This window comes from Acidovorax sp. SDU_ACID1 (assembly GCF_045291395.1).
In the GTDB taxonomy this organism is placed as follows: domain Bacteria; phylum Pseudomonadota; class Gammaproteobacteria; order Burkholderiales; family Burkholderiaceae_C; genus MR-S7.
The window spans coordinates 1524633-1549239 of the sequence record NZ_CP152342.1 but is presented as its reverse complement, the minus strand read 5'-3'; the positions used below and the strand labels follow the sequence as shown (position 1 = coordinate 1549239).

Here is a 24607-nt window from a genome sequence, read left to right as displayed (position 1 = left end):
ATCGCCGGTAGCTGCTCGGGTTTTCATAGCAGCGCGCGCGGAGCTTCCCCGTAGAATCAGGCACCCATGTCCCTGATTCTCCTCATCGTCCTGCCCTTCGTCGGAAGCCTGATGGCCGCCGTGCTGCCCGCCAACGCGCGCAACACCGAGTCCACGCTGGCGGGGCTGATCGCGCTGTTCTGCACCGTGCAGACGGCGATGTACTTCCCCGAGGTGGCGGACGGCGGCGTGCTGCGCCAGGAGATCGCCTGGCTGCCCGCGCTGGGCATGAACCTGGTCGTGCGCATGGACGGCTTCGCCTGGATGTTCAGCATGCTGGTGTTCGGCATCGGGGCGCTGGTGGTGCTCTACGCGCGCTACTACATGTCGCCGGCCGACCCCGTGCCGCGCTTCTTCTCGTTCTTCCTCGCCTTCATGGGCGCCATGGCGGGCGTGGTGCTCTCGGGCCACCTCATCCAGCTGGTGTTCTTCTGGGAACTCACCAGCCTGTTCTCGTTCCTGCTCATCGGCTACTGGCACCACCGCGAGGATGCACGCCGCGGCGCGCGCATGGCGCTCACCGTGACCGGCACCGGCGGCCTGTGCCTGCTGGCCGGCCTGCTCGTCGTGGGCCACATCGTCGGCAGCTACGACCTCGACCGCGTGCTGGGCTCGGCCGAGCTGGTGCGCGACCACCCGCTGTACCTCACGGCCCTGGTGCTGGTGCTGCTGGGCGCGTTCACCAAGAGCGCGCAGTTCCCGTTCCAGTTCTGGCTGCCCAACGCCATGGCCGCGCCCACCCCCGTGTCCAGCTACCTGCACTCGGCCACCATGGTGAAGGCGGGCGTGTTCCTGCTGGCGCGCCTGTGGCCCGTGATGGGCGGCACCGAGCCCTGGTTCTGGCTCGTGGGCGGCGCGGGCGTGCTCACGCTGCTGATCGGCGGCTACGCAGCCATGTTCCAGCACGACCTGAAAGGGCTGCTGGCCTACTCCACCATCTCGCACCTGGGCCTGATCACGCTGCTGCTGGGCCTCAACAGCCCGCTGGCCGCCGTGGCGGCGGTGTTCCACATCATGAACCACGCGACCTTCAAGGCGTCGCTGTTCATGGCCGCGGGCATCGTGGACCACGAGAGCGGCACGCGCGACATCCGGCGCCTGTCGGGCCTGCGCACCATGATGCCGGTCACCGCGACGCTGGCCACGGTCGCCGGCGCGGCCATGGCCGGCGTGCCGCTGCTCAACGGCTTCCTGTCCAAGGAAATGTTCTTCGCCGAGACGGTGTTCCTCGACGCCACGCCCTTCGTGGCCATGGCGTTGCCCGTGGCCGCCACGGTGGCCGGCATGTTCAGCGTGGCCTATTCGCTGCGCTTCATCGCCGACGTGTTCTGGGGCCCGCCCGCCACCGACCTGCCGCACACGCCGCACGAGCCCCCGCACTGGATGCGCGTGCCGGTCGAGTTGCTGGTCTGCGCCTGCCTGGTGGTGGGCATCGTTCCCGCCTGGTCGGTGGGCAAATACCTGGACGCCGCCGCCCTGCCCGTGGTCGGCGGCGAGCTGCCGGCCTTCAGCCTGGCCGTGTGGCACGGCATCAACACCCCTTTCGTGATGAGCCTGGTGGCGCTCGCGGGCGGCACGGCGCTGTATTTGCTGCTGCGCTGGCAGCGCAACCAGGGCCACGTGGACGCGCCGCCGCTCATGTGGCGCATCAGCGGGCGCCGCTTCTTCGAGGCCTCGCTCACGCTGCTCACGCGCTGGGGCCGCAGCGGGCGGCGCCTGCTGTCCACACAGCGGCTGCAGTGGCAGATGCTGTGGCTGGTGCTCGCCACGCTGAGCGCGGGCGCCCTGCCGCTGTGGAAGCTGGGCGTGCAGTTGGGCGACCGGGGCACGCTGCCGCTGTCCCCCGCGTTCGTCGTGATCTGGATAGTCGGAGTGAGCTGCGCGCTGGCCGCGGCCTGGCAGGCCAAGTACCACCGCATGGCCGCGCTCACGCTCGTGGGCGGCGCCGGGCTGTGCACCTGCATCACCTTCCTGTGGTTCTCCGCGCCCGACCTGGCGCTCACGCAGATCGCGGTGGAGATCGTCACCACCATCCTCATCCTGCTCGGCCTGCGCTGGCTGCCCAAGCGCGACCAGAGCCTGCCCCCCGCCGACCCCCGCCCCATGCTGGCGCGCGCGCGCCGCCTGCGCGACCTGCTGCTGGCCGTCGGCGCCGGCGGCGGCATGGCCTGGCTGGCCTTCGCCATGATGAGCCGCCCCTTCCCCGAGAGCACCTCCACCTTCTTCCTGGAGCGCGCGCTGACCGAGGGCGGCGGCACCAACGTGGTCAACGTGATGCTGGTCGACTTCCGCGGCTTCGACACCTTCGGCGAGATCGTGGTGCTGGGCATCGTGGCGCTCACCGTCTACGCGCTGCTGCGGCGCTTCCGCCCTGCGCGCGAAACCATGGACCTGCCCGAGCAGCAGCGCTTCCTGCCTGCCGACCTGCAGACCGACCTGCTGAACCCGCGCAACGCGCAGGACACGGCCGTCGGCTACCTCATGGTGCCCGCCGTGCTGGTGCGCCTGCTGCTGCCGTTCACCGCGCTGGTGGCGTTCTACCTGTTCATGCGCGGGCACAACCAGCCGGGCGGCGGCTTCGTGGCCGGGCTGGTGTTCTCGGTAGGGCTGGTTCTGCAGTACATCGTCTCGGGCACCTCGTGGGTGGAGGCACACCTGCCGCTGATGCCCCGCCGCTGGATCGCCACGGGCCTGCTGCTGGCGCTGGCCACCGGCCTGGGCGCGATCGCCGCGGGCTACCCCTTCCTGACCAGCCACACCGCCCACCTGCACCTGCCGGTGCTGGGCGACATCCACGTGGCCAGCGCCATGTTCTTCGACATGGGCGTGTTCTCGCTCGTCGTCGGCGCCACCCTGCTCATCCTCACGGCCATCGCCCACCAGTCGGTGCGTGGCCACCGCTACCACGCACGACTCATGGAAGAAGAACAGCAAGCCCTGGCCGCCGTGGTGGCCTACGACGACGAGACGGCTGCCCCCGCGCCGCAGGGAGCCCGCTGATGGAAACCATCCTGGCCCTGTCCATCGGCGTGCTCACCGGCTCGGGCGTCTGGCTGCTGCTGCGCCCGCGCACCTTCCAGGTCATCATGGGACTGTCGCTGCTGTCGTATGCGGTGAACCTGTTCATCTTCAGCATGGGGCGGCTGGGCCTGGAGGTCAACAAGGAGCCCGTGCTCCGGCCCGGCGTGCCGCAGGACCTGCTGCACTACACCGACCCCCTGCCGCAGGCGCTGGTGCTCACGGCCATCGTCATCGGCTTTGCCATGACGGCCCTCTTCCTCGTGGTGCTACTGGCCTCGCGCGGCATGGCCGGCACCGACCACGTGGACGGCACGCTCTCACGCGACGTCCAGGAGATGCAATGAGCCGCCTGGCCGACTTCACCTCCACGCTGATGCCGCACCTCATGCTGGCCCCCATCGGCCTGCCGATGCTCACGGCCGCGTTCATGATGCTGCTGCGCGAGGAAAAGCAGCGCCTCAAGCTCACGCTCAACATCTTCTCCACGCTGGCGGGCCTGCTGATCGCCATCGCCCTGCTGGTCTGGACGCACCAGGCCGGCGCCCCCGCCACCATGGGCGTGTACCTGCCTGGCAACTGGCCCGCACCGTTCGGCATCGTGCTCGCGCTGGACCGCCTGTCGGCGCTGATGCTGGTGCTGACCGGCATCGTGGCCCTGTGCTCCATCGTGTTCGCAGGCGCGCGCTGGCACCGCGCCGGCGTGCACTACCACACGCTGTTCCAGCTCCAGCTCATGGGGCTGGGCGGCGCCTTCCTCACGGCGGACCTGTTCAACCTGTTCGTGTTCTTCGAGATCATGCTCGCGGCCTCCTACGGCCTGCTGCTGCACGGCTCGGGGCGCGCACGCGTGCAGGCGGGGCTGCACTACATCGCCATCAACCTAGCGGCCTCCTCGCTGTTCCTCATCGGCGCCTCGATGCTTTACGGCATCACCGGCACGCTCAACATGGCCGACCTAGCGCAGAGCGTGCCCCAGGTGTCGGACGCCGACCGCGGCCTGCTGCACGCCGCGGCGGCCATCCTCGCCACGGCCTTCCTCATCAAGGCCGCCGTGTGGCCGCTCAACTTCTGGCTGGTGCCCGCCTACAGCGCCGCCACGGCGCCCGTGGGCGCGCTGTTCGCCATCATGACCAAGGTGGGCGTCTACACGCTGCTGCGCCTGTGGACGCTGCTGTTCAGCAGCGAGGCCGGCCCCTCGGCGCTGTTCGGCAGCCTGTGGCTGGTCGCCGGAGGCATGGCCACCATGGCCTTCGGCGCCATCGGCATGATGGGCTCGCAGCGCCTCACCCACCTGGCGGGCCATGCGGCGGTGCTGTCCTCCGGCACGCTGCTGGCGGCGGCGGGCTTCGGTCAGAACGGGCTCACCGCCGGGCTGCTCTACTACCTGCCCAGCTCCACGCTGGCGGTGAGCGCCCTCTTCCTGCTGGCCGACCTGATCGACCGCTGGCGCAACGACGGCTCCACGCTGGCGCCCTACGAGATGGACGACGACGCTCCCTTCCTCACCCCCGAGCTGGTGCCCTCCACGGGCCTGAACCTCGACGAGGACGAGGAGGTGCTGGTGGGCCGCGTGATCCCCGCCGCCGCAGCCTTCCTGGGCCTGACCTACCTCATGTGCACGCTGGTCATCGCCGGCATGCCGCCGCTGTCGGGCTTCGTGGGCAAGTTCGCCATGCTCACGGCCCTGCTCAACCCGCTGGGCCTGGGCTCCTCGGCCGGCACGCAGCTCGGCCCCTGGGGCTGGGGCCTGCTGGGGCTGATGATCGGCACCGGCCTGGTGGCGCTCATGGCGCTCACGCGCTCGGGCATCCGCCACTTCTGGGCCAGCCACGACCGGCCCACGCCCCGGCTGCGCGTGATGGAAGGCATGCCCATCGCGGTGCTGCTGGGCATCTGCGTGGCGCTCACCATGCAGGCCGACGGCGTGATGCGCTTCACGGAAGCCACCGCCAACGCGCTGCACGCGCCGGGCACCTATGTGCGCGCGGTGATGTCCGCCACGCCCAAGCCGGGCCCCACGACGGCCGCCGCCGAGGGCCGCCCTATCGAGGGCCGCCCCGAAGGAGCCGCGCCATGATGAAGAAGCTCTTTCCCGCGCCCCTGATCTCGCTGGGCCTGTTCGTGATGTGGCTGCTGCTGAACCATTCGGTCAGCGCGGGCCACATGATCCTGGCGCTGCTCCTGGCCCTGGGCCTGCCCGTGCTGTTCAAGGAGCTGCGCCCGCAGAAGGTGCGCGTGCGCCACCTGGGCACGGCGCTGCGCCTGTGCTTCGCCGTCATGGTGGACACCACCCAGTCCAACATCGCCGTGGTGCGCTTCCTGCTGCTGCCCTCCCAGCGCCGCCATCCGCCCGCGTTCGTGAAGATCCCGCTGGAGCTGCGCGACCCGAATGCGCTGGCCGTGCTGGCCATGATCGTGTGCATCACGCCCGGCACCGTGTGGGCCGAACTGTCGCTGGACCGCTCCGCGCTGATGCTGCACGTGCTGGAGGTCGACGACGCCCAGGCCGTCATCGACCATGTCAAAACGCGCTACGAGCGCCCGCTGATGGAGATATTCGAGTGAGCAGTCCCGTGCTTTCCTGGGCCCTGCCCGTGGCCCTGTTCCTCCTGGCCCTGGCCATGGTGATGTGCCTCGTGCGCGTGCTCAAGGGCCCCTCGGCGCAAGACCGCGTGCTGGCGCTGGACTGCATGTACCTCAACGCCATGCTGTTCATGCTGGTGCTGGGCATCTACTACGGCAGCACCAACTACTTCGAGGCCGCGATGCTGATCGCGCTGCTGGGCTTCGCCAGTTCCACGGCCATGGCCAAGTTCCTGCTGCGCGGCGAGGTGATCGAATGAACGGCCAGCCCCTGCCGCTGTGGCTGGACATCGCCATCTCCGCGGTGGTGCTGTGCGGCGCGCTCATCGCGTTCATGGGCTCGCTCGGCCTGCTGCGCCTCAAGAGCTACTTCGAGCGCGTGCACGCGCCTTCCATCATCGCCACCATGGGCTGCTGGTGCGTGATGCACGGCGCGCTCGTGTACTTCTCGGTGCAGGAAGGCTTCCTGGCGCTGCACGTGCTGCTGATCGCCCTGTTCGTCGCCATCACCGTGCCCGTGACCAGCATCTTCCTGATGCGCGCCGCCCTCTTCCGCGCCCGGCGCTCCGGCGAGGCGGTGCCGCAGAGCCTGAGCCGCATGACCGGCAGCGGCGAAGACCGGGACTCCTGAAATCATAGCTGCCCGCACTTGTTGGACAAGCGCTGCAGCCATTTTTCACTCAAACCGGCGAGCCGAAGCCGCCGCCGCCCGGCGTGTGGACCTCGAACACGTCGCCGGCCTCCATCGCGGCCTGGCCGATGTGCTCCAGCACCTGCACCCGCCCGTCGGCGCGCACCACGCGGTTGATGCCGGGCCGGCCCGCCACGCCGCCGGCCATGCCGAAGGCGCCGTGCAGCCTGCCGTTGGACAGGATGCCCGCAGTCATGGGCTCCAGGAAGCGGATGCGCCGCACCCCGCCGTCGCCGCCCTTCCAGCGGCCCGCGCCGCCCGAGCCCGCGCGGATGGCATAGCCCTCCAGCCGCACGGGGAAGCGGAACTCCAGCACCTCCGGGTCGGTCAGGCGCGAATTGGTCATGTGGGTCTGCACCACGCTCGTGCCGTCGAAGCCGCCCACGAGCGCCCCTGCCCCGTCGAACTCGCCCCCGCGCCGCTGCCGCCGGCGATCGTCTCGTAGTACTGGTGGCGCGCGTTGCCGAACGTGAAGTTGTTCATCGTGCACTGGCTGGCCGCCGACACGCCCAGCGCCCCCAGCAGCGCGTTCGTGATGCAGGTGGACGTCTCCACATTGCCCGCCACCACCGACGCGGGCGGATGGGGGTGGAGCATGGAGCCCGGCGGGATGATGACCTGCAGCGGCTTGAGGCACCCCGCGTTGAGCGGGATGGCGTCCTGCACCAGCGAGCGGAACACATACAGCACCGCCGCCATGCACACGGCCGTGGGCGCGTTGAAGTTGTTGGCCTGCTGGGGCGAGGTGCCGGTGAAGTCGATCACCGCGCTGCGCGCGGCCGCGTCGATGCGTACGGCCACCTGGATCTGCGCGCCATTGTCCAGCGGCAGCGTGAAGCGCCCGTCCTTCACCCGCGCGGCCAGGCGCGTGATGGCGCGGCGCACGGATTCTTCCGCGTTGTCCTGCACATGGCGCATGTAGGCCTGCACCACCGGCAGCCCGAACTGCCCGGCCATGCGGCGCAGCTCCTGCACGCCCTTCTCGTTCGCGGCGATCTGCGCCTTCAGGTCGGCCAGGTTCTGCTGCGGGTTGCGGCTGGGGTAGGCGCCGCCTTGCAGCAGCGCGAGCATCTCGGCCTCGCGCAGCACGCCGCCTTCCACCAGCTTGAAGTTGTCGATCTGCACGCCCTCTTCCTCGATGCGCGTGGAAAACGGCGGCATCGATCCCGGCGTGGCGCCGCCCACGTCCGCATGGTGGCCGCGGCTGCCCACGTAGAACGTGGGCGCTGCGCCCTCCCCGTCCGCATCCGCGCCGATGTAGACCGGCGTGATGACCGTGATGTCCGGCAGGTGCGTGCCGCCGTGGTACGGGTCGTTGAGCACGTACACGTCGCCCGGCCGCATGCCGGCGCGGTTGCGCGCGATGACGGTCTTGATGCTCTCGCCCATGCTGCCCAGGTGCACCGGCATGTGCGGCGCATTGGCGATGAGCTGGCCCTCGGCGTCGAACAGCGCGCACGAGAAGTCCAGCCGCTCCTTGATGTTCACCGAATGCGCCGTGTTCTGCAGCTGCAGTCCCATCTGCTCGGCGATGTTCATGAACAGGTGGTTAAACACCTCCAGCAGCACCGGGTCGGCCGTGGTGCCCGCCGCATGCCGCTCGGCGCGCGACACGCAGCGCTCCAGCACCAGGTGGTCCAGCGCGGTCAGGTGCGCCTGCCAGCCGGGCTCGACCACGGTGGTGGCGTTTTTCTCCGCGATGACGGCCGGCCCCTGCAGCACGTCGCCCGCGCGCAGGTCCTCGCGCACCACCAGGGCCGCGTCGTGCCACGCGGGCGCGCCATCCAGGCCCACGGTGAACATGCGCACCGTGTCGCGGCGCGGCACCGTGCGCGGCCCATGCAGCGGCAGCGTGCGCTCGGCCGGCGCGTCGCCGGCCAGCACCGCCTCCACCGACACGGCCTCCGCGATCAGCGCCTTGCCCTGCAGCAGGAAGGCGAAGCGCTGGCGGTAGGCGGCCTCGAAGGCCGCCACGATGGCCGGCAGGTCGCCGAACGGCACGACCAGGGCGGCGTCCGAGCCCTCGTAGCGCACGTGCACGCGCCGGTGCACCGCCACGCCGGCGCCCGGCGCGCCGCTGCCCGCCATCTCCGCCCGCGCGGCCTCGGCCAGCACGTCGAGCGCGGCGGCGATGGCCGGCAGGGCCTCGGGCGCCAGGCGCGCCTCCACCGCCCGCTCGCGCATCACGTTCTGGTCGGCCAGGCCCATGCCGTAGGCCGACAGCACGCCGGCCAGCGGATGCACCAGCACCCGCTGCATGCCCAGCGCATCCGCCACCAGGCAGGCGTGCTGCCCGCCCGCGCCGCCGAAGCACTGCAGCGTGTAGCGCGTGACGTCGTAGCCCCGCGCCACCGAGATCTTCTTGATGGCACCCGCCATCTGCTGCACGGCGATCTGGATGCAGCCGTGCGCCAAGTCCTGCGCGCTGCGGCCCGCCTGCGCGGCCAGCGCCTGGAAGCGCGCGCGCACCACATCCGCGTCCAGCGGCTGGTCGGCCGCGGGGCCGAACACGCGCGGGAACCAGGCAGGCTGGATCTTGCCCACCAGCACGTTGGCATCCGTCACCGCCAGCGGCCCGCCGCGGCGGTAGCTCGCTGGGCCGGGGTTGGCGCCCGCGCTGTGCGGTCCCACGCGCAGGCGCGCGCCGTCGAACTCCACGATGGAGCCGCCGCCCGCCGCGACGGTGTGGATGCTCATCATCGGCGCGCGCATGCGCACGCCGGCCACCTGGGTCTCGAACTCGCGCTCGAACGTGCCGGCGAAGTGGCTCACGTCGGTGGAGGTGCCGCCCATGTCGAAACCGATCACGTGCGCGTGGCCGGCCAGCGCCGCCGTGCGCGCCATGCCCACGATGCCGCCGGCCGGACCCGAGAGGATCGCGTCCTTGCCCTGGAAGCGGTGCGCGTCCGTGAGCCCGCCGGAGGACTGCATGAAGTAGAGCGGCACGCCGGGCATCTCGGCCGCCACCTGCTCCACATAGCGGCGCAGGATGGGCGAGAGATAGGCGTCCACCACCGTGGTGTCGCCGCGGCTGACGAACTTCATCAGCGGGCTCGTGCCGTGCGAGGTGCTGACCTGGGTGAAGCCCGCCTGCCGCGCCAGCCGCGCCGCCGCCTCCTCGTGCACCGTGTAGCGGTAGCCGTGCATGAACACGATGGCCACGCTGCGCAGGCCGGCGTCGTAGGCGGCCCATAGTCGCTCCTTGAGGTGTTCCTCGTCCAGCGGCTCGACCACCTCGCCGTGCGCGCCCACGCGCTCCTGCGCCTCGATCACGCGGCTGTAGAGCAGCTCGGGCAGCACGATGCGGCGGTCGAACAGGCGCGGCCGGTTCTGGTAGGCGATGCGCAGCGCATCCCGGAACCCGCGCGTGGTCACCAGCAGCGTGGGCTCGCCCTTGCGCTCCAGCAGCGCGTTCGTGGCCACCGTCGTGCCCATCTTCACGCACTCCACGCGGTCCGGGGTGACGGGCTCGTGCGGCCCCAGGCCCAGCAGGGCGCGGATGCCCGCCACGGCCGCGTCGCGGTAATGGCCGGGGTTGTCCGACAGCAGCTTGTGCGTGACCAGCGCGCCGTCCGGGCGCCGCCCCACGATATCGGTGAAGGTGCCGCCCCGGTCTACCCAGAACTGCCAGAGTTTCGTCGCCATGTGCATCGTCCCGCCGTCACGTTTCCCCATAATGGATGGGCGATCATCGCTCATCCCTTCCCCGCCCCGCCGCATGCCCTCCACCCCCGCGCCCTCCGGCCCGCAGGCCGTCCTTCTCGACCGCACGTTCGACCGCACGCTGCACGCATGGGTGCAGCGCTTCTCGCACCCCCACTGGCACGGCCGCCACGTGGAAGGCTGGCTCTTCGAGGGCCGCGCGCAGCGCCAGGAGGCCGAGCGCCAGCTGGCCCAGGCCGGCGTGCACGCACGGCTGCACAGCGCCTACAAGCCGCTGCTGCACCACTTCCTGGAGGACGTGGACACCGCCCGCCTGGCCACGGCCCGCATCCGCTACCCGCGCGCGCAGGCCGGCCCCGCGCACCGCTTCCTGCTGGAGGCCTACCCGCTGGCCGCGCTGCCCCTGGCCGAACCGCCCCGCTTCGAGCCGCGCGAGGACGCGCAGCCGCACTACGACGTGGAGCTGCTCTGGCGCGACGGACAGCGCACGCAGCAGCGCGTCTTCGCCCCCAACCGCATGCATGCCGACGTGCTGGGCGCCGCCACGCTGTCGCCCACCGGCTGGCTGCGCGCCGGCACCCGCGCCGGCGCGGCCGACCTGCTGGACACGCCCGTGCACACCGACGCCGAGCAGGCGTTCGAGCACGCCCTGCAGGCCGTGCTGGGCCATCCCTGGCCCGCGCAGGAGCCGTATTTCGAGCGCCTGCAGATCCAGGTGGACCTGCCCGGCTTCGAGCACCACCTGACCTGGGCCGGCGAGAGCGTCAGCCTGCCCGAGGCCGTGCACGAAGACCTGTACTTCTCGCTGCTGGAATGGTTCCAGCGCCACAGCGGCCGCCTGCCGGGCGACCGGCGCCTGCAGCCCGGCCAGATCGTGCCCGACGTGCGCGGCGGCGCCGGCGCGCCGCGCGTGCGCGTCGCGCTGCAGCGCTTCGATGCCGCCAGCCAGGACGCGCAGGCCGCGCCCGCCTGGCACGCAGCCACCGACGGCCAGCCGCTCGACACGCTGGACACCGCGCCGCCACCCGCGCGCATCCACCGCCACCTGCAGGACGGGGGCGGCGAGCCCTTCTCGGCGGGCACGCGCCAGGGCCGCACCGTCTGGGGCCGGTACCACCGCGGCACCCAGGCGCCCGTGTTCCTGAGCGCGGGCCAGCACGCGAACGAAACCTCCGGCGTGGTGGGCGCGCTGCGCGCCGCGCAGGCGCTGCTGACGCGACCGGGCACGCACCTGGCCCTGATCGCGCTGGAGAACCCCGACGGCTACGCCCTGCACCGCGAGCTGTGCGCCGTACACCCGGGCCACATGCACCACGCGGCGCGCTACACCGCGCTGGGCGACGACGTGGAGTACCGCGACGCGCCGCCCTTCTTCGAGCGCGAGGCGCGCCAGGCCGCGCTGGCACTCTCGGGCGCACACCTGCACGTGAACCTGCACGGCTACCCCGCGCACGAGTGGACGCGGCCGCTGTCGGGCTACGTGCCGCGCGGCTTCGAGCAGTGGATGCTGCCCAAAGGCTTCTTCCTGATCCTGCGCCACCACGCGGGCTGGGAGCGGCCTGCGCGCGCGCTGCTGGAGGCCGTCTGCGCCGCCCTGCGGCAGGTGCCGGGGCTGGCCGAATACAACGCGCGCCAGCGGGCGCTGTACGAGCGCCACGCGGGCCCGCTGCCCTTCGAGGTCATCGACGGCATCGCCTGCATGCAGTCGGAGAACCGGCACGACGCGCCCGTCACGCTCATCACCGAGTTCCCCGACGAGACAGTGCACGGCGAGGCGTTCCGCTTCGCGCACACCGTGCAGATGCACACGGCGCTGGCCGCCTACGAGGCGTGGCAGCGCATCAGTCCTGCATGGCCTCGATCATGACGCGGCCGAAGCCCGAGCAGCTCACCTGCGTGGCCCCGTCCATGAGGCGCGCGAAGTCGTAGGTGACCTTCTTGCTCTGGATGGCCTTCTCCATCGCGCGGATGATGAGGTCGGCCGCCTCGGTCCAGCCCATGTGCCGCAGCATCATCTCGGCCGAGAGGATCTCGGAGCCGGGGTTCACGTAGTCCTTGCCCGCGTACTTGGGCGCGGTGCCGTGCGTGGCCTCGAACATGGCCACCGAGTCCGACAGGTTGGCGCCCGGCGCGATGCCGATGCCGCCCACCTGCGCGGCCAGCGCGTCGGAGATGTAGTCGCCGTTGAGGTTCAGCGTGGCGATCACGCTGTACTCCGCCGGGCGCAGCAGGATCTGCTGCAGGAAGGCGTCGGCGATGCTGTCCTTGATGGTGATCTCCTTGCCGTTGCGCGGGTTCTTCAGGCGCATCCACGGGCCGCCGTCGATGGGCTCGGCGCCGAACTCGCTCGCCGCCAGCTCGTAGCCCCAGTCGCGGAAGGCCCCCTCGGTGAACTTCATGATGTTGCCCTTGTGCACGAGGGTCACGCTGGGCTTGTCGTTGTCGATGGCGTACTGGATGGCCTTGCGCACCAGGCGCTGCGTGCCCTCGCGCGACACCGGCTTGACGCCGATGCCCGAGGTCTCGGGGAAGCGGATCTTCTTCACGCCGAACTCGTCCTGCAGGAACTGGATGAGCTTCCTGGCCTTCTCGGACTGCGCCTCGAACTCGATGCCGGCGTAGATGTCCTCCGAGTTCTCGCGGAAGATCACCATGTTGGTCTTCTCGGGCGCCTTGACCGGCGAGGGCACGCCCTTGAAATACTGGATGGGGCGCAGGCACACGTACAGGTCCAGCTCCTGGCGCAGGGCCACGTTCAGCGAGCGGATGCCGCCGCCCACCGGCGTGGTGAGCGGGCCCTTGATGGACACGACGTACTCGCGCACCGCGTGCAGCGTTTCCTCGGGCAGCCAGACGTCGGGGCCGTAGACGCGGGTGGACTTCTCGCCCGCGTAGACCTCCATCCAGTGGATCTTGCGGCGGCCGCCATAGGCGCGCGCCACGGCCGCGTCCACCACCTGCAGCATCACGGGCGTGATGTCCACGCCCGTGCCGTCCCCCTCGATGAAGGGAATGATGGGCTGGTCCGGCACGCTCAGCGTCATGTCGGCGTTGACGGTGATCTTGCCGCCTTCGGGGGGTACTTGGATGTGCTGGTAGCTGGTCATGGAACTGTCTCCGGTCTCCGGTGTAAGGCCCGAAGATTTTAGGGCTTGTCAACGGCGCGGCGCGCCGGCCGTTGATCCAGGGCGTGCCTGCCTCTTCCTCCCGCGGCGCGCGCCACGCGCGCGAGCGCATGGCTGTCACCGACCTCCCTCAAGGAACTGGCATATATGAAAAAACTCCTCGCTCTCCTGATCGGTGGTCTGCTCGCCTCGGGCGCCTACGCCCAAGCAGATCCCGCCACGCCCGCCGTCTCCGCGCAGCCCGCCGCCCTGGCAGCCCCGGCCGCCAAGGCATCGAAGGCCCGCAACCACCACGCCAAGGCCCCGGCCAAGCACAAGGTGGCCAAGAAGAAGAGCCACAAGCAGCGCAAGGCCGCCTGACCGCTCTTTTTTGCACGCACCGGCCCGCCTTATTGCGCGGGCTTTTTTCGGCTGCTACGCTAGTAGCCTTTCCGCCCGAGCTTCCTGCCATGACACCTATCCGCCCGCCTTCCTCCTCGCGCTCCATCCTGCCCCGCCTGCTGGCCGTCGGCCTCGGGCTGGCCGCCTCGGCCGTGGCGCTGGCGCAGGAGGGCGCGCAGATGCACCTGCCCCGCGTGGAGCTGCGCGCCGGCATGCACCGCATCGAGGCCCAGGTGGCCCAGGCGCCGCAGGAGCGCCAGACCGGCCTGATGCACCGGCGCGAGATGCCGCAGCACGAGGGCATGCTGTTCGTGTTCGAGCAGCCGGCCACGCAGTGCTTCTGGATGCGCAACACGCTGCTGCCGCTCACCGCGGCCTTCGTCGCCGACGACGGCACCATCGTCAACCTGGCCGACATGAAGCCGCTGGACGAGTCCTCGCACTGCTCGGCCAAGCCGGTGCGCTACGTGCTGGAGATGAACCAGGGCTGGTTCGCCAAGCGCGGGCTCAAGGCGGGCGCCAAGCTGGGCGGCCAGCCGTTCTCGGCGCGCTAGCTCCTGTTTCAGGAGCTGCTTGCGCTTCTTTCTCAAGGGTTTCGATGTGATTCTCATCTGAATTACCCAGCCATCAAGCGCCACCAGCTCCTTTCTTCATAGCACCACTCAAGAAAAACCGGCCGCCCTTGCGGGCAGGCCGGTCGTGCGCCGGGAGCGGGCCGGTCAGCGCCGCATCAAGCGAGGACGCCGAGCGCCGCGTTGAAGGTGGCGCTGGGACGCATGATGGCGTCGAGCTTGGCCACGTCGGGCAGGTAGTAGCCGCCGATGTCGGCAGGCTTGCCCTGCACGGCATTGAGCTCCTCCACGATCTTCTGCTCGTTGTCGGCCAGTTGCTTGGCCAGGAGCGCGAACTTGCCAGCCAGGTCCTTGTCCTCGGTCTGCGCGGCCAGTTCCTGCGCCCAGTACAGGGTCAGGTAGAACTGGCTGCCGCGATTGTCGAGCTGGCCGGTCTTGGGGCTGGGGTTCTTGTTGTTGTCCAGCAGCTTGCCGGTGGCGGAGTCCAGGGTCTTGGACAGCAGCTTGGCGCGCGGGTTGTTGTTCTTCAGGCCCAGGTCTTCCAGCGACACGGCCAGCGCCAGGAACTCGCCCAGCGAATCCCAGCGCAGGTGGTTCTCTTCCACGAGCTGCTGCACGTGCTTGGGCGCCGAGCCGCCCGCGCCCGTCTCGTACATGCCGCCGCCGGCCATCAGCGGCACGATGGAAAGCATCTTGGCGCTGGTGCCCAGCTCCATGATCGGGAACAGGTCGGTCAGGTAGTCGCGCAGGATGTTGCCGGTGGCGCTGATGGTGTCCTGGCCGCGGATCACGCGCTCCAGCGTGTAGCGCATCGCGCGCACCTGGCTCATGATTTGAATATCGAGGCCCGTGGTGTCGTGCTCGTGCAGGTACATCTTCACCTTGGTGATGAGCTGCGCCTCGTGCGGACGGTACGGGTCGAGCCAGAACACGACCGGCATGCCCGAGTTGCGCGCGCGCGTGACGGCGAGCTTCACCCAGTCGCGGATCGGTGCGTCCTTCACCTGGCACATGCGCCAGATGTCGCCCTGCTCCACGTTCTGCGAGAGCAGCACTTCGCCGGTGTCGAGGTCGGTGATGTTGGCCACGCCGTCCTCGGAGATCTCGAAAGTCTTGTCGTGGCTGCCGTATTCCTCGGCCTGCTGCGCCATCAGGCCCACGTTAGGCACGGTGCCCATGGTCTTGGGGTCGAACGCGCCGTGCCACTTGCAGAAGTTGATCATCTCCTGGTAGATGCGGGCGAAAGTGGACTCGGGCATCACGGCCTTCACGTCCTTCAGACGGCCGTTGGCGTCCCACATCTTGCCGCCGTTGCGGATCATGGCGGGCATGGAGGCGTCCACGATGATGTCGTTGGGCGAGTGGAAGTTGGTGATGCCCTTGGCGGAATCGACCATCGCCAGCTCGGGGCGGTGCTCGTGGCAGGCGTGCAGGTCGCGCTTGATCTCGTCCTGCTGGCTCTGCGGCAGCGTGGCGATCTTGTTGTAGAGATCGACCATGCCGTTGTTGACGTTGATGCCCAGCTCGTCGAACAGCTTGGCGTGCTTCTCGAACGCGTCCTTGTAGAAGATGCGCACGCAGTGGCCGAACACGATGGGGTGCGACACCTTCATCATCGTGGCCTTCACGTGCAGCGAGAACATCACGCCGGTCTTGCGCGCGTCCTCGATCTCCTTTTCATAGAAGGCCAGCAGCGCCTTCTTGCTCATGAACATGGAGTCGATCACCTCGCGGTCCTGCAGCGCGACCTTGGGCTTGAGCACGATGGTCTTGCCGCTCCTGGTGATGAGTTCCATCTTCACGTTGCGCGCGCGGTCCAGCGTCATGGACTTCTCGCCGTGGTAGAAGTCGCCCGCGTGCATGTGCGAGACGTGCGAGCGCGAGGCCTGGCTCCACTCGGCCATGCTGTGCGGGTGCTTGCGCGCGTATTCCTTGACGGCCTTGGGCGCGCGGCGGTCGGAGTTGCCCTCGCGCAGCACCGGGTTCACGGCGCTGCCGATGCACTTGTTGTAGCGCGCGCGGATGCTCTTTTCTTCCTCGGTCGCAGGGTTCTCGGGGTAGTCGGGAATCTTGTAACCCTTGCCCTGCAGTTCCTTGATGGCCGCCTTGAGCTGCGCCACCGAAGCGCTGATGTTGGGCAGCTTGATGATGTTGGCGTCGGCCTGCAGCGTCTTCTTGCCCAGCTCGGCCAGGGTGTCGGGCACCTTCTGCGCATCGTTCAGCGCCTCGGGGAACTGGCCCAGGACGCGCGCGGCCACGGAGATGTCGCTCTCGGCCACGTTGATGCCAGCCGGCGCTGCGAACGCGCGCACGATGGGCAGGAACGAAGCCGTCGCCAGGCGCGGCGCCTCATCGGTCAGGGTGTAGATGATGGTGGGTTGTTGGGTGCTCATCTCGTCTCTCAGGTGAACAAAAAACAGGGGGATCGGTGCTGTCGGGCGACCCGGCGCGCGGCCATGGCGGTGACCTGTGGGATTGTGCTTGAGATGCCCGCGCGGAAGTCCCGTTTTCCGCAATGAAATATTGCGATATGAAAAATCGGGACGGAAAAGCCGGATTTTTTTGCAAGTCTTCTACAAGACTGCCCCGCGCCCCACGAAAAAAGGGCCCAGAGATCGCTCTCCGGGCCCCCTTGGCAGAAGCGGCCGCGCCGGTCAGGCGAAGTTGGCTTCGGCGAACTTCCAGTTCACCAGCTTGTCCAGGAAGGTCTCGACGAACTTCGGGCGCAGGTTGCGGTAGTCGATGTAGTAGGCGTGCTCCCACACATCCACCGTCAGCAGGGCCTTGTCCTCGGTGGTCAGCGGCGTGCCGGCGGCGCCGGTGTTGACGATGTCCACAGTGCCGTCGGTCTTCTTCACCAGCCAGGTCCAGCCGGAGCCGAAGTTACCCACGGAGCTCTTGACGAAGGCTTCCTTGAACGCAGCGTAGCTGCCCCACTTCTTGTTGATGGCATACAGCAGGGCGCCCGTGGGCTCGCCGCCGCCATTGGGCGCCATGCAGTTCCAGAAGAAGGTGTGGTTCCAGATCTGGGCCGCGTTGTTGTAGATGCCGCCGGAGGACTTCTTCACGATCTCCTCGAGCGCCATGTTCTCGAACTCGGTGCCCTTTTGCAGGTTGTTCAGGTTCACCACATAGGCGTTGTGGTGCTTGCCGTGGTGGTACTCCAGCGTTTCCTGGCTGTAGTAGGGAGCCAGGGCGTCGATGGCATAGGGCAGCGGAGGCAGGGTGTGTTCCATGGTCAAGTCCTTCTCGTGGGGTTTGGAATGTGCGAAGCGCCGGCAAGCGGCGCAGCAACGGGCATTGTAGGAAGGAACCGCACGCGGCGTTGTAGGCGGCGGGCGACTCCCGCCACCGCCTGCGGGATTCAGAGCGTGTTCAAGGTTCTATCGTGGTGACCGCAAGGCAGCAAACAGCCGCAATCTAGGCGCGCACCGCAGGCCATGCTGGCGGCCTGGGCAAGGTGCGCAACGACGAGTGCGGCTGTTTGCTGCCTTGCCCGAAGGGTTGCCCCGCAAAGGCAGCATCTGCGGCGTTGCAAATGCTCGCCGGGCCACCAGCCCGTCTGCGGTTTGCGCCTTGCAGCTACTGCCTTTGCGGGGCAACGGGCACCACGATAGAACCTTGAATACGCTCTCAGATCAGCCGCCGCGGCGTGACCGCCAGGTCCAGCTCGCCCTCGGCCAGCCGCGCATGCACGGTGTCGCCCAGCCGCACCTGGCCGGCCCGCGTCACCGCGCGGCCCTGCGCATCGGTCAGCAGCGCGTAGCCGCGCTGCAGTACCAGACGCGGGTCCAGCAGATCCAGGCGCAGCGCGGCGCGCTCCAGCCGCTCGGCGCTGCGCGCCAGGCCGCCACGCACGATATGCGGGAAATCAGCCTGCAGCGATTGGCTGGCGTGCGCGAGGCGCTGCGTTTTCAATAGCATGCCGTGGCGCATGCACTGCGCCAGCCGCGCCAGCTGCAGTTGCTGGCGCCCCACGAAGCCCGAGGGCCGGCCCAGGCGCTGCGCCGCCCCGTCCAGCCGCTGGTGGCCCAGGTCGATCTGCCGCTGCGCGGCATCCTGCAGCCGCCCGGCCAGCAGCTCCAGCGCTCCCAGCCAGACGGCGCGTGGCTGCGCCACCAGCTCGGCCGCGGCCGTAGGCGTGGGCGCGCGCAGGTCGGCGCAGAAGTCGGCGATGGTGAAGTCGGTGTCGTGCCCCACGCCGCTCACCAGCGGCACGGGGCTCTGCACGATGGCGCGGGCCACGCGCTCGTCGTTGAAGGCCCACAGGTCCTCGATGGAGCCGCCGCCGCGCACGAGCAGGATCACGTCGACGGCCGAAGCAGCCTCCAGCGCCTGCCCCTCCTGCGCCAGCCGATACAGTTTCGATAGCGCCTCGGCGATGGACGCGGGCGCCTGCGCCCCCTGCACCAGCGCCGGCACCAGCACCACGGGGATGTGCGGCACACGCCGGCGCAGCGCGGTCACCACATCGTGCAGCGCGGCGGCGCCCGGCGAGGTGACGAGGCCGATGCCGCGCGGCAGCACCGGCAGCGGGCGCTTGCGCGCAGGGTCGAACAGGCCCTCGGCCTCCAGCTGGGCCTTCAGGCGCAGGAACTGCTCGAACAGCGCGCCCTGCCCCGCGCGCTGCAGCCCTTCCACGATCAGCTGCAGGTCGCCCCGGGCCTCGTACACGCCCAGGCGCCCGCGCACCTCCACCAGCTCGCCGTCGCGCGGCACGAAGTCGAGCTGGCTGGCCGCGCGGCGGAACATGGCGCAGCGCACCTGCCCCTGCGCGTCCTTGAGCGTGAAGTAGCAATGCCCGCTGGACGCGCGCGAAAAGCCCGTGATCTCGCCGCGCACCGCGACAGGGTTGAAGCGCGCCTCCAGGGCATCAGCAATGGCGCGGCACAGCGTCCCGACTTCCCAGACAAGCGGCGCCACGCCTGCGTTCGGGCGCTCAAACACAGGCCGCTCCAGGCCTGGCGCGCGGCGCGGGGGCCGCACTAGTCCACAGATCCGCGCCAGCGGGAGCGGCGCTGCAGCAAGACAGCCGCATCGGCCGCAAATCACGCATCCACATGCAAGTCATTGATTTATATGAAAATTTTGCTGCGTATTTTTTCATCAACCCAAGCAAACCACGCAGCGGTGCCGCCTGGCGCTGTCTGTACAAGCGGTTTCCCACAAAGTTATCCACAGAAAATGTGAGTCAGGCCGCCGTCAGCAAGCGTGCCGGCGCCGGGCGGTGCGCTCGCGGGGGCCTTCGCAAGCTGCGCCATAATCCCCCGCTGCTTTCATCGTGCGCGGAGTGAGAATTGCTGTCGATCATACAAGCCGCCGGTTGGCCCATCTGGCCCCTGATTGCCTGCTCCATCGTGGCGCTGGCGCTGATTTTCGAGCGTTTCATGGCCCTCAAGACGGCCCGCGTCGCTCCGCCCAAGCTGCTGGACGAGGCCATCTCCGTGTCCTCCCGCTCCGTGCCCACGCCCGACGTGGTGAACCAGCTCGCGCAGAACTCCGCGCTGGGCGAGGTGCTGGCCAGCGGCCTGCGCGCGCTCCAGGCCAACCCCCGCAGCACCGAGGCCGACCTGCGCGCCGCCATGGAAGGCACGGGCCGCGCCGTGGCGCACCGCCTGGAGAAATACCTCACGGCCCTGGGCACCATCGCATCGGCCGCGCCGCTGCTGGGCCTGCTGGGCACGGTGATCGGCATGATCGAGATCTTCGGCTCGCAAGGCGGCGCCGGCGGCATGGGCGCGGGCGGCGGCAACCCTGCGCAACTGGCGCACGGCATCTCCATCGCGCTCTACAACACCGCGTTCGGCCTGATCGTCGCCATTCCCGCGCTGATCTTCTGGCGCTACTTCCGCGGCCGCGTGGACGAATACCTGCTCACGCTGGAGCTGGCCGCCGAGCGGTTCGTGCGCCACCTGGGGCGCCTGGCGCCATGAACTTCCGCCCCCGCGCCAAGGATGAGCCGGAGATCAACCTGATCCCGTTCATCGACGTGCTGCTGGTGATCCTCATCTTCCTGATGCTGACCACCACCTACAGCAAGTTCACCGAGCTGCAGCTCACCCTGCCCGTGGCCAATGCCGAGCAGCTGCGCGACCGGCCCAAGGAAATCATCGTGTCCGTGGCCGCCGACGGCCGCTATGCCGTGAACAAGGACACGCTGGAGGGCAGGAACGTCGAGCTGGTGGCCCGCGCCCTGGCGGCCTCCGCCCCGGCCGGGGGCGAGAGCGTGGTCATCATCAGCGCCGACGCCTCCGCCCCCCACCAGGCCGTGGTCACGGTGATGGAGGCCGCGCGCCGCGTGGGCCTGTCGCAGATCACCTTCGCCACGCAAACGCCGGCCTCGGCCGGCAAGTGACACGCATGGCCGCCGCGCAGCGCCTGCGCCGCGCCTGGCAGGGCCGAGGCCCGCTGGCCTGGCTGCTCTGGCCGCTGTCGCTGCCCTACGGCGCCCTCTCCGCGCTGCGCCGCCAGCTCTACCGCCGGGGCCTCCTGCGCAGCGAGCGCCTGCCGGTGCCGGTCATCGTCGTGGGCAACGTGATCGCCGGCGGCGCGGGCAAGACCCCCGTCACCCTTGCCGTGGTGCGCCACCTGCAGGCGCGCGGCTGGCGCCCGGGCGTCATCTCGCGCGGCTACGGCCGCCGCACGCAGGACTGCCGCGAGGCCCTGCCCGGCAGCAGCGCCGCGGAAGTGGGCGACGAGCCCGCGCTGATCGCCCGCGCCACCGGCGCACCGGTCTTCGTGGCCCGCCGCCGCCTTGACGCCGGCCGCGCGCTGCTCGCCGCCCATCCCGCCACCGACGTGATCGTCTGCGACGACGGCCTGCAGCACCTGGCCCTGGCGCGCGACGTGGAGATCTGCGTGTTCAACGACGAGGGCATCGGCAACGGCTTCCTGCTGCCCGCCGGCCCCCTGCGCGAGCCCTGGCCGCGCGCGGTGGACTTGGTGCTGCATACCGGCCCCGCGCCGAGTAGCCCCGCGCCGCAGTACCCGCTGGCACGCACGCTGGCCCCCGAGGCCGTGGACGCCACCGGCGCCCGCGTGCCCCTGGCCGCGCTGCGCGGCCAGCCGCTGCACGCCGTGGCGGCCATCGCCCGCCCGCAGGACTTCTTCGCCATGCTGCGCGCGCGAGGCCTGGCGCCCGAGCGGGAGGAAGCCCTGCCCGATCACTATGATTTTTCTAGCTGGCAGCGCTTGCCAGACAAGCGCCTGAGGCTGATTTGCACCGAAAAAGACGCCACCAAGCTCTGGCCCGCGCACCCCGACGCGCTGGCCGTGCCCCTGGCCGTGCAGATACCGCCCGCCTTCTTCGACGCGCTGGACGCGCGCCTATCATCCCTGTCCCATTGAGGATCACCGCCATGGACCCCAAACTGCTCGAACTGCTGGTCTGCCCCGTCACCAAGGGCCCCCTCACCTACGACCGCGAGCGCCAGGAACTCGTCTCGCGCAGCGCGCGCCTGGCCTACCCCGTGCGCGACGGCATCCCCGTGCTGCTGGAAACCGAAGCCCGCACGCTGACCGACGCGGAGCTGGGGCAGTGAGCACGGCACCCTTCACGGTGCTGATCCCGGCGCGCCTGGCCTCCACGCGCCTGCCCGACAAGCCCCTGGCGGACATCGCCGGCCTGCCCATGGTGGTGCGCGTGGCGCGCCGCGCGGCCGAGAGCGCGGCCGCGCGCTGCGTGGTGGCCGCCGACGACGCGCGCATCGTGCAGGCCTGCCAGGCCCACGGCGTGCAGGCCCTGCTCACCCGCAGCGACCACCCGAGCGGCAGCGACCGCCTGGCCGAGGCCTGCGAGTTGCTGGGCCTGGACGACGGCGGCATCGTGGTCAACGTGCAGGGCGACGAGCCGCTGATCGACCCGCGCCTCATCGACGCCGTCGCCGCCCTGCTGCAAGCCAGGCCGCAGGCGGCCATGGGCACCGCCGCCCACCCCATCGACAGCGTTCAGGACTTCGCCAACCCCAACGTGGTGAAGACGGTGCTCGATGCCCAGGGGTTCGCCCACTACTTCAGCCGCGCGCCCATCCCCCATGCGCGCGACGCCGCGCCGGGCAGCGCCTGGTGGCGCGAGCCCCGCGCCCAGGGCCTCGCACCGCTGCGCCACATCGGCATCTACAGCTACCGCGTGGGCTTCCTGCGCCGCTTTCCGCAGTTGCCGCCCGCGCCCACCGAGGCGCTGGAATCGCTGGAGCAGCTGCGCGCGCTCTGGCACGGCCACCGCATCGCCGTGCACGTCACGCCCCACGCCCCCGGCCCCGGCGTGGACACGCCCGCCGACCTGGAGCGCGTGCGCGCCCTGCTTGCAGCCTGAGGAGGCGCGTCAGGCTCGCGCAGGGATCGCGTGCTATGCTCGAATGCAACAAATAAGGCACGCACCCCCTCCGGCGCGGTCGCGTGCCCACTGATTTCAAATCACCAGAGGACCTCCCATGAGACTGATTCTGCTCGGCGCGCCCGGCGCCGGAAAGGGGACGCAAGCCACGTTCATCTGCCAGAAGTTCGGCATTCCGCAAATCTCCACCGGTGACATGCTGCGCGCCGCGGTGAAGGCCGGCACGCCGCTGGGCGTGCAGGCCAAGGCGGTCATGGATGCGGGCCAGCTCGTGAGCGACGACCTCATCATCAACCTCGTGAAGGAGCGCATCGTCCAGCCCGATTGCGCCCAGGGTTTCCTGTTCGACGGCTTCCCCCGCACCATCCCGCAGGCCGATGCCATGAAGGCCGCCGGCGTCAAGCTGGACTACGTGCTGGAGATCGACGTGCCGTTCGACGCGATCATCGAACGCATGAGCGGCCGCCGCTCGCACCCCGCCAGCGGCCGTACCTACCACGTGAAGTTCAACCCGCCAAAGGTGCCGGGCAAGGACGACGTGACCGGTGAAGACCTGCTCCAGCGCGAGGACGACAAGGAAGACACCGTCAAGAAGCGCCTGGAGGTCTACAGCGCCCAGACCCGCCCGCTGGTGGACTACTATTCCAGCTGGGCCCGGCAGGATCCCGCCAGCGCGCCGAAGTACCGCTCCATCAGCGGCACCGGCAGCGTGGAAGAAATCACCCAGCGCGCGCTGGCCGCGCTGTCGGCTTAAACAAGCGGCTCAGCGCGCGGGCGTCACGCGCACCAGGGCCCCATCCGGGGCATCGGTCAGCACCATGATCGCGCCGTCCCGGGCGACGGCGACGTCCCGGATGCGGCCCTGCCCCTGCAGGTACCGGGCCTCTCCCACCACACGCCCACCGGCCAGCTTCAGCCGCACCAGCGCCTGGCTGGCCAGCCCCCCGATCAGCAGATCGCCCTGCCATCCGGCAAACAAGCCGCCCTGGTAGAAGGCCATGCCGCCAGGCGCGATCACCGGATCCCAGTAGTAGACGGGCTGCTCCATGCCCTCCCGGGCGGTCACCCCTTCGCCGATGGGGCGGCCGCTGTAGTCCAGGCCATAGGTGATCACCGGCCAGCCATAGTTCAAACCGGCCTGCGGCCGGTTCAATTCATCCCCTCCGCGCGGGCCATGCTCCGCCGTCCAGAGGTTGCCGTCGGCATCCAGCGCGGCCGACTGCAGGTTGCGGTGCCCATACGACCAGACCTCGGGCCGCCCACCCTGCAGGGAGGGATTGCCCTGCGCTGCGCCGCCCTGCGGATCGATGCGCAGCACCTTGCCGAGATGGGTGCCGACGTCCTGCGCCAGCACGCGCGGCTGCGGCAGGGAGCGGTCGCCGGTCGTCACGAACAGCATGCCGTCGCGGCCGAACACCAGCCGCGAGCCGAAATGGGCCGTGGAACTCCACGCGGGCTGCTGCTGGAAGACCACACGCACCTGCGTGAGCTGGCGACCGTCCTCGGACAGGATGCCCGTGGCCACCGCGGTCGCGTTGCGCCCCTCGCCCCGGGGCTCGGCGTAGCTCCACCAGACCTGGCGCGTCCGGGCGAAGTCCCTGCCGACCGCCACATCCAGCAAGCCGCCCTGCCCCCGCGCGTCCACGGGCGGCAGGCCAGCCACCGGATCGGACACCGCTCCATCGGCGGAGACCAGGCGCAGCCGCCCCGGGCGCTCCGTCACCAGCCAACGGCCATCGGGGAGCTGCTCCATCCCCCAGGGATGGACCAAGCCCCGCGCGACGACCTGCGCGTGCAGCCGGACGCTCTCATCGATGGCGGGCGCCCGCGTCTGGCCCTTGAAGGCCGGGCGCTGGTCCGGCGCATTCGGCGGGCGGGCATTGAAATCCAGCGCATGCCCCACCCCCGTGGCACCCAGCAGCACGGCAGCCGCCGCAGCCATGCGCACGCACGGGACGGGGAGGAAATGGCGGATTCGCTTCAGGGACGGTGGCCGCATGTGTTTCTCCCACGCAGTTCAGTAAAGGAAACCGCTGCACACCCCGCAAAGCAGGCATACGTAGCGGATTGCAGCCCATTGTGCCCGAGCCAATGCAGAGAAAAGACGACAGATTGCCACGAGAAGGCGGCAAGGAAACGGCACTTTCAGCAACGTGCAGCAGTTGCAGGCAAACAGACGCCAAACCAGGCCCATTTT

General features: G+C 69.8%; 20 protein-coding genes and 1 pseudogene. 15 read left to right on the top strand and 6 right to left on the bottom strand.

What is annotated here, in order from left to right; genetic code table 11:
- The first annotated feature begins 66 nt into the window (after positions 1 to 66).
- The 6 genes from AAG689_RS07660 to mnhG are packed head-to-tail and all read left to right on the top strand — an operon-like array spanning position 67 to position 6274.
- Positions 67 to 3039 (top strand): monovalent cation/H+ antiporter subunit A, encoded by a 2973-nt coding sequence (locus AAG689_RS07660; RefSeq protein ID WP_406625440.1) that lies wholly within the window; start codon positions 67 to 69, stop codon positions 3037 to 3039.
- Entirely contained in the window at positions 3039 to 3404 is a 366-nt protein-coding gene (locus AAG689_RS07655) for a Na+/H+ antiporter subunit C (RefSeq protein WP_020228012.1), read from the top strand. Before AAG689_RS07660 ends, AAG689_RS07655 begins: the two co-directional genes overlap by 1 nt.
- A complete protein-coding gene (locus tag AAG689_RS07650; protein WP_406625439.1) occupies positions 3401 to 5137 on the top strand; it encodes a monovalent cation/H+ antiporter subunit D in 1737 nt (578 codons plus the stop codon). Before AAG689_RS07655 ends, AAG689_RS07650 begins: the two co-directional genes overlap by 4 nt.
- Complete coding sequence (locus AAG689_RS07645) at positions 5134 to 5625, top strand: Na+/H+ antiporter subunit E (protein ID WP_020228010.1); 492 nt, start codon at positions 5134 to 5136, stop codon at positions 5623 to 5625. The genes AAG689_RS07650 and AAG689_RS07645 overlap by 4 nt, the downstream gene beginning before the upstream one ends.
- A gap of 56 nt (positions 5626 to 5681) precedes the next feature.
- Positions 5682 to 5903, top strand: coding sequence for a K+/H+ antiporter subunit F (locus tag AAG689_RS07640; RefSeq protein WP_049696871.1), 222 nt, complete (start codon positions 5682 to 5684; stop codon positions 5901 to 5903).
- Positions 5900 to 6274 carry a monovalent cation/H(+) antiporter subunit G gene (gene mnhG, locus AAG689_RS07635; RefSeq protein ID WP_406625438.1) on the top strand — a complete coding sequence of 125 codons (375 nt, stop codon included), beginning with the start codon at positions 5900 to 5902 and terminating at the stop codon, positions 6272 to 6274. The genes AAG689_RS07640 and mnhG overlap by 4 nt, the downstream gene beginning before the upstream one ends.
- 49 nt (positions 6275 to 6323) lie before the next feature.
- Here the strand turns inward: mnhG and AAG689_RS07630 are convergent.
- Positions 6324 to 9979 (bottom strand): annotated as a pseudogene (locus AAG689_RS07630) (hydantoinase B/oxoprolinase family protein).
- 73 nt (positions 9980 to 10052) lie between these two features.
- Here AAG689_RS07630 and AAG689_RS07625 point away from each other — a divergent pair.
- Entirely contained in the window at positions 10053 to 11864 is a 1812-nt protein-coding gene (locus tag AAG689_RS07625) for a peptidase M14 (protein WP_406625437.1), read from the top strand.
- Here AAG689_RS07625 and icd read toward each other — a convergent pair.
- Entirely contained in the window at positions 11839 to 13104 is a 1266-nt protein-coding gene (gene icd / locus AAG689_RS07620; RefSeq protein WP_406625436.1) for an NADP-dependent isocitrate dehydrogenase, read from the bottom strand. The genes AAG689_RS07625 and icd overlap by 26 nt on opposite strands.
- 165 nt (positions 13105 to 13269) lie before the next feature.
- On the opposite strand from icd, the gene AAG689_RS07615 reads away from it, so the two are divergent.
- Both AAG689_RS07615 and AAG689_RS07610 read left to right on the top strand, forming a co-directional pair.
- Positions 13270 to 13482 (top strand): hypothetical protein, encoded by a 213-nt coding sequence (locus AAG689_RS07615; protein ID WP_020228004.1) that lies wholly within the window; start codon positions 13270 to 13272, stop codon positions 13480 to 13482.
- A gap of 89 nt (positions 13483 to 13571) precedes the next feature.
- Positions 13572 to 14057, top strand: coding sequence for a DUF192 domain-containing protein (locus AAG689_RS07610; protein ID WP_406625435.1), 486 nt, complete (start codon positions 13572 to 13574; stop codon positions 14055 to 14057).
- Positions 14058 to 14233: 176 nt separating this feature from the next.
- Here the strand turns inward: AAG689_RS07610 and AAG689_RS07605 are convergent, their stop codons facing one another.
- The 3 genes from AAG689_RS07605 to xseA all read right to left on the bottom strand — a co-directional run bounded on the left by AAG689_RS07605 (position 14234) and on the right by xseA (position 19022).
- Positions 14234 to 16468, bottom strand: coding sequence for an NADP-dependent isocitrate dehydrogenase (locus AAG689_RS07605; protein ID WP_406625434.1), 2235 nt, complete (start codon positions 16466 to 16468; stop codon positions 14234 to 14236).
- 261 nt (positions 16469 to 16729) lie between these two features.
- Positions 16730 to 17311 (bottom strand): Fe-Mn family superoxide dismutase, encoded by a 582-nt coding sequence (locus AAG689_RS07600; RefSeq protein ID WP_406625433.1) that lies wholly within the window; start codon positions 17309 to 17311, stop codon positions 16730 to 16732.
- A 397-nt stretch (positions 17312 to 17708) separates the two neighbouring features.
- Positions 17709 to 19022: an exodeoxyribonuclease VII large subunit gene (xseA, locus tag AAG689_RS07595; protein WP_406625432.1), complete on the bottom strand. Its 1314-nt coding sequence runs from the start codon at positions 19020 to 19022 to the stop codon at positions 17709 to 17711.
- Positions 19023 to 19372: 350 nt separating this feature from the next.
- Here xseA and AAG689_RS07590 point away from each other — a divergent pair, with 350 nt between their 5' ends.
- The 6 genes from AAG689_RS07590 (at position 19373) to adk (ending at position 23164) form a co-directional block, all read left to right on the top strand.
- Positions 19373 to 20008 (top strand): MotA/TolQ/ExbB proton channel family protein, encoded by a 636-nt coding sequence (locus tag AAG689_RS07590; protein WP_020227999.1) that lies wholly within the window; start codon positions 19373 to 19375, stop codon positions 20006 to 20008.
- Positions 20005 to 20430 carry an ExbD/TolR family protein gene (locus AAG689_RS07585; RefSeq protein ID WP_406625431.1) on the top strand — a complete coding sequence of 142 codons (426 nt, stop codon included), beginning with the start codon at positions 20005 to 20007 and terminating at the stop codon, positions 20428 to 20430. Before AAG689_RS07590 ends, AAG689_RS07585 begins: the two co-directional genes overlap by 4 nt.
- 5 nt (positions 20431 to 20435) lie before the next feature.
- Positions 20436 to 21422, top strand: coding sequence for a tetraacyldisaccharide 4'-kinase (gene lpxK / locus AAG689_RS07580; protein ID WP_406625430.1), 987 nt, complete (start codon positions 20436 to 20438; stop codon positions 21420 to 21422).
- A gap of 11 nt (positions 21423 to 21433) precedes the next feature.
- Entirely contained in the window at positions 21434 to 21616 is a 183-nt protein-coding gene (locus tag AAG689_RS07575) for a Trm112 family protein (RefSeq protein WP_020227996.1), read from the top strand.
- Positions 21613 to 22389 (top strand): 3-deoxy-manno-octulosonate cytidylyltransferase, encoded by a 777-nt coding sequence (kdsB, locus tag AAG689_RS07570; RefSeq protein WP_406625429.1) that lies wholly within the window; start codon positions 21613 to 21615, stop codon positions 22387 to 22389. The genes AAG689_RS07575 and kdsB overlap by 4 nt, the downstream gene beginning before the upstream one ends.
- 118 nt (positions 22390 to 22507) lie before the next feature.
- Positions 22508 to 23164: an adenylate kinase gene (gene adk / locus AAG689_RS07565; RefSeq protein ID WP_406625428.1), complete on the top strand. Its 657-nt coding sequence runs from the start codon at positions 22508 to 22510 to the stop codon at positions 23162 to 23164.
- 9 nt (positions 23165 to 23173) lie between these two features.
- Here the strand turns inward: adk and AAG689_RS07560 are convergent, their stop codons facing one another.
- Complete coding sequence (locus AAG689_RS07560) at positions 23174 to 24409, bottom strand: PQQ-dependent sugar dehydrogenase (RefSeq protein WP_406625427.1); 1236 nt, start codon at positions 24407 to 24409, stop codon at positions 23174 to 23176.
- Between the last annotated feature and the right edge of the window lie 198 nt (positions 24410 to 24607).